At 46.1% G+C, this 4,901-nt stretch carries 5 protein-coding genes and 1 pseudogene; 3 read left to right on the top strand and 3 right to left on the bottom strand.

Going from position 1 to position 4,901, the window contains the following annotated elements; genetic code table 11:
- The coding region (locus VZ94_RS26955) for a hypothetical protein (protein ID WP_204369098.1) at positions 1-312 on the bottom strand (312 nt) is incomplete at its 3' end.
- A 14-nt stretch (positions 313-326) separates the two neighbouring features.
- Here VZ94_RS26955 and VZ94_RS31945 point away from each other — a divergent pair.
- Genes VZ94_RS31945 through VZ94_RS31935 form a run of 3 tightly spaced genes read left to right on the top strand, consistent with a single transcriptional unit; the run spans position 327 to position 1,618 of the window.
- Positions 327-800: a hypothetical protein gene (locus VZ94_RS31945; protein WP_338040336.1), complete on the top strand. Its 474-nt coding sequence runs from the start codon at positions 327-329 to the stop codon at positions 798-800.
- The gene (locus VZ94_RS31940; RefSeq protein ID WP_338040335.1) at positions 721-1,311 is read left to right on the top strand and encodes a radical SAM protein; all 591 of its coding nucleotides are present in this window, start codon (positions 721-723) and stop codon (positions 1,309-1,311) included. The genes VZ94_RS31945 and VZ94_RS31940 overlap by 80 nt, the downstream gene beginning before the upstream one ends.
- Positions 1,265-1,618, top strand: a complete 354-nt coding sequence (locus tag VZ94_RS31935) for a hypothetical protein (protein WP_338040334.1) — start codon at positions 1,265-1,267, stop codon at positions 1,616-1,618. Before VZ94_RS31940 ends, VZ94_RS31935 begins: the two co-directional genes overlap by 47 nt.
- Here VZ94_RS31935 and VZ94_RS28670 read toward each other — a convergent pair.
- Both VZ94_RS28670 and VZ94_RS09615 read right to left on the bottom strand, forming a co-directional pair.
- A pseudogene (locus tag VZ94_RS28670) lies at positions 1,615-3,204 on the bottom strand (aldehyde dehydrogenase family protein). The gene VZ94_RS31935 and the pseudogene VZ94_RS28670 sit on opposite strands and share 4 nt — an antisense overlap.
- Positions 3,201-4,706, bottom strand: coding sequence for a phytoene desaturase family protein (locus VZ94_RS09615; RefSeq protein WP_045779065.1), 1,506 nt, complete (start codon positions 4,704-4,706; stop codon positions 3,201-3,203). Before VZ94_RS09615 ends, VZ94_RS28670 begins: the two are co-directional and overlap by 4 nt.
- Positions 4,707-4,901: the final 195 nt, after the last annotated feature.

Here is a 4,901-nt window from a genome sequence, read left to right as displayed (position 1 = left end):
AACTAGCTTTGTAAAATCTAGTGAGTCGCTATCGCGAAGTTTTATGTTAAGCCGGTTCTCGCACCGGCAGGCGAGCTTACTTTCTTTTGCGTCGCCAAAAGAAAGTAGCCAAAGAAAAGGCGACCCGTTGCCGCTGCTTCCTGCGCGCCTTGGTTTTGCTGGGAGGTCGGCAGAGCGTGCGTCCTGCCCGCCTGCCGACGCACGGCATCCATGCCGTGCCCCTAACGGGCTAATCCCAGCAAAACCTGCGGTGCTCGGCGCGGCAAACGGGATTTTGCTTCCGAGTGACTTGTAAGTAATATTCAGATTCACAACACTACCTCTAAATGAAAGTTCATCTAAAAACCTTAGGTTGCCGTTTAAACGAAGCCGAGTTAGAAACCTGGGCGCATGAGTTTGAGCAATATGGTCATGCGATTACCACAGTTAATCAACAAGCTGATGTCGTTGTTATCAATTCGTGTGCCGTGACCCATGATGCGGCGAGAAAATCACGTCAGTTAATTCGGCGTATTCATAGAGAAAACCCCAGCGCTAAGCTCGTCGTAAGTGGCTGTTATGCGACGTTAAATCCGAATGAAGCGGCGGACATTATGGGTGTGGACTTAGTCGTCAGCAATCAAGATAAACGGCAACTTGTCGCCAAAACATTGGCCGGTATCGATATGACAGCGATGCCTGCTATGTCTACCGAGCCGGGTGCGAGTGCCTTGTTTACGCGTGGCCGCCAAACGTGCTTTCGTCAAAGTACAAGATGGTTGCCGTTACCGTTGTACGTTTTGTATTGTCACGATTGCTAGGGGTGAAGAACAAAGCCGGACGTTGGCCGAGGTTGTCGCGGAAGTGAATACATTAGTTAGTCAAGGTATTAGCGAAATCGTCTTAACCGGTGTGCATTTAGGCGGTTATGGTAGCGATATTGCCAGTAATTTAACCGAATTAGTTCAGGTCTTATTAGCGGAAACGGATATAGCTCGAATTCGCTTAGGTTCATTAGAGCCTTGGGAGTTTTCTGACGAGTTTTTTATGCTGTTTGAACAATCACGCGTCATGCCACATTTACACTTGCCATTACAAAGCGGGGCGGATTCGGTGCTGAAACGCATGGCGAGACGCTGTAAAACCGCTGAATTTGCTGGCATCGTGGCAAAGCTAAAACAAGCCTATGCTGATTTTAATATTACTACTGACATTATTGTCGGTTTTCCCGGCGAAACTGAGCAAGAATGGCAAGACAGTTTAGCGTTTATCCAAGCCATGGCGTTTGGCCATATTCATATTTTTTCCTATTCAAAAACGCGCAGGTACTAAGGCAGCCAGTTTACCCAACCAAGTCGCTGAGCCTATTAAAAAACAACGAAGTCGAGAGCTACATGAGCTAGCTAAGGTCATGAAACAGTCGGTGAATCAAGCCTTTTTAGGAAAAACCTATCCGGTGTTATGGGAAGCCTATACTGAAGCGTATCACGACAAACAACTGGCGTTTGGTTATACGCCTAATTACTTACGCGTTGCGACGGTCGTTGACGCAGGTCAATCATTAGAAAACCAACTACTTAATGCACATTTGCTTGAAGTAAAAGACGAAACGGTATTTGCTGAGTTAAAAACGACTTAACGTTTAGCCAACCAGCTAATCATAAAATTGCGCCAATGCTGGCGTAAGTTTAACGATGCGTATTTTTGAAAGGCTTGTAATTCACGGTAATTGCGCCGCCCGCGTTGCCAAAACGCGCCATCGCCATACATAAAATCAATAAAGCCTTTTAATTGTTGATAGCGCTCATCAGAGTAGGGGAACCAATTAGGCTCATCAGCTAAGTTTTGATAACTGACTAAACCAGCGACGGTGTAGCAAAATTGCCGCAAGCCTTCTGCGCCATGATAGCGACCAAAGCCGCTGTTTTTAATACCACCAAACGGTAAGCCTGGATGACCGATGTTTTTAATCACATCGTTGACGGCCCAGTTGCCGACTTGTAATTGTTGGGCTACACGTTGGGCTTTGGCTAAATCTTGGCTCCATACGCTGGCGTTTAAGCCAAATTCACTGGCATTAGCGAGCTCAATCGCGTGTTGTTCAGAGGTAAAGCTCATAATAGGCAATAGCGGTCCAAAACGTTTCCTCATGCCATACTCGCATATCTGGGGTTACCTTAGTCAACAAGACCGGATAACAATAACGTCCCTCGATAGTTAATGGTGCTGATGCGTGGGCGCCTTTGGCGAGTGCGTCATCATAATGCGCTGGATGCGTTGTAACTGGGCTTCGGTGGTGATAGCACCTAAGTCGCCGATGCTACCATGGCCGACGTTTAGTTCAGCGATAGCGGTTTGTAAGCGTGCAACAAAGTCGTCATAGATAGATGCTTGGACTAAGCAGCGTTCTACCGATACGCACACTTGTCCACTATTGCTAAACGCGCCATATAACAACGCATTTACTGCGCGCTCGCTATGTGCATCGGCAAAAACCAACATCGCATCGTTACCACCGAGTTCTAATAACACCGGAATAGGGTGTTGAGCGGCTGCCGTCATCACGGCTCTGCCGGTGTTAACACTGCCGGTAAAGAAAACAAAATCCGGTCTCGCCGTTATTAAATGCGTACCTACATCACCGGCACCTATAACTTGTTGCACTAAATCTTGCGGTAAGTCTAAGCGCGCTAAGAGCTTAAGTATTAGCTCAGCAACCGGTATGCTGTATTCTGAGACTTTCAACACACACGCATTGCCAGCAATTAACGCAGTGAGTAAAGGACTAAAGCTTAATTGCCAAGGAAAATTCCACGGTGAAAGTATTGCAACGACGCCGTAAGGTTGATAACTATAGTGCGCATACGCTTTAGGAAACGCTAACGGCTCAGTCTGCACTGGACAAGGTCGTAAAATATCAGCCGCATGGCGTTGGTAATAATCAAACAGCGACAACACCGGATAAATCTCACCGAGCAACACCTCGGTTTTCACTTTTCCAGTGACCGACATAATGACCGCTGTAATGTTATCCAACTCGTCTAAAATCAAAGCCGATAACGGTTTTAGTCGCTTTAAACGCGTTGCGATGTCTAAATTGGCCCAATGTTGCGCAGCGGTTCTAGCGCTTGCGATTACATAGCCAAGCTGTTCTGGTGTTGTCGCTTGATAAGTCTGTATCGTGTCGCCCGTTAAGACTGACGACACGGTTAATAACGCATTCATGCGCTGACCGCAAAATCTACGTTAAAGTCTCGGCATAATAGCTTGGCCGAAATATGCGCTGACTCATAAATCGTTGGTAAGCCACTACCCGGATGCGTACCGCCACCGACTAAATAACATTGGTTTAATTCTTCAAAGCGATTATGCGGGCGCCAATATAATAACTGGCTGAATTTATGCGATAAGCTAAACGTCGCGCCTTTATAAACATGTTCGCTGGCTTGCCAATCATTAGGCGTAATGATTTTTTCCGCAACGATATGAGCGCGAATATCGGTTAAACCTAAGCGGCTAGCTAAGGCATCTAATACCCGTTCGCGCTGGTTGGCGCATAATTCATCCCACGCTAAGCCGCTATTGTTATTAGGCATAGGCACTAACACATACAGCCCAGAGCAGCCGGGTGGTGCTAAGCTCGCATCGCTGACGCTAGCATTTTGCACATAAAATGAAAAATCATCGCCGGGCAGACGAAAATGGAAAATATTATTGATGTTAGTCGTGTAATCTTCGGCAAATACAATTGTATGATGGGCTGAGTCATAACACTTATCTAATGCTAAATACAGCATAAACGTTGAGCACGAGTATTCTAAGTTGGCTAACTTTTCTGGCTTATAACGTTTCAGTGCGTTTGGTTTCACTAATTGACTCATGGCATGAGCAAAATCAGCGTTAATTACTACAGCATCGGCCTGAATAATTTTGCCATCCGCTAGCTTTACACCGGTTACTGTTTTGCCATTTAACTCAAGCGCAGCGACAGGTTGCCCAGTATGAATCGCGCCGCCTTGCTCTGTAATGACCTTAGCCATTGCCGCTGAAATTTGGTTTAAACCACCTTTGACATGGTAAATGCCGTATTCATGCTCTAAATACGACAACATGGTGAATAACGCCGGACATTGCCACGGTGACATGCCTAAGTATTTTGATTGGAACGAAAATACTAAGCGTAACTGTGCTTCGTTAAAATACTGACCTAAATTAGAAAATACGCTATGCGTTAAGGCTAACTGAGGCAAGGCACGCAATAAATCCAGCGATAAAAACGACGTTAAGCTGGAGTAATCACGTTTAATACACGGATAAAGGCTGGCAAACCGCTTGGCTTCTTTGGTTAAAAATGCATCATAACCGTTACAGCCTTCGGGGAAGACACGCGCTAACTCGTCGCGCATTAACGGTTTATCGCTATAGACATTGAGTTGGCGGTCGCTAAATTGCAAGCGATACATAGGGTCAAGCTTAATAAACTCTAAGTAGTCTTCACTCTGTTTACCACAAAGTGTAAACATCTCATCTAATACGTGCTTCATCAGCAAAAACGTCGGTCCGGTGTCAAAAGTGTATTGACCTAGATGAATCGGTCTATTACGCCCACCGACTTCGTCATGGCTATCGAATACCGATACTTTAAAGCCTCGCTGGCTTAATAACATACCCGCGCATAACCCGCCGGGTCCAGCACCAATGATAATAATGTGTTTTGTTTGCGACATGAATTTTAGAAAATTAAACAGGGAATATAGATTACCAACTTAAGACGGGATAGGTCATTCAGGCCGCAGGACGCCGTAAATACATCCCTGTAGGCTTGGCGGCAGCATCCCTACTGCCGACACCTGGAGCCACAAGGATGTGGCGAATGCAGAAAACGCAGGAGCAGTTTTCTGTCGCCCTAAACGCCCTGTCCC

It is taken from the genome of Methylocucumis oryzae, from assembly GCF_000963695.1.
In the GTDB taxonomy this organism is placed as follows: domain Bacteria; phylum Pseudomonadota; class Gammaproteobacteria; order Methylococcales; family Methylomonadaceae; genus Methylovulum; species Methylovulum oryzae.
The sequence above is the reverse complement of the archived record's forward strand: the minus strand, read 5'-3'. Positions and strand labels throughout refer to the sequence as shown.

Coding starts and splice junctions, on each gene's coding strand:
- VZ94_RS31945 (WP_338040336.1), top strand. CDS start 327: ATGAAAGTTCATCTAAAAACCTTAGGTTGCCGTTTAAACGAAGCCGAG.
- VZ94_RS09615 (WP_045779065.1), bottom strand. CDS start 4,706: ATGTCGCAAACAAAACACATTATTATCATTGGTGCTGGACCCGGCGGG.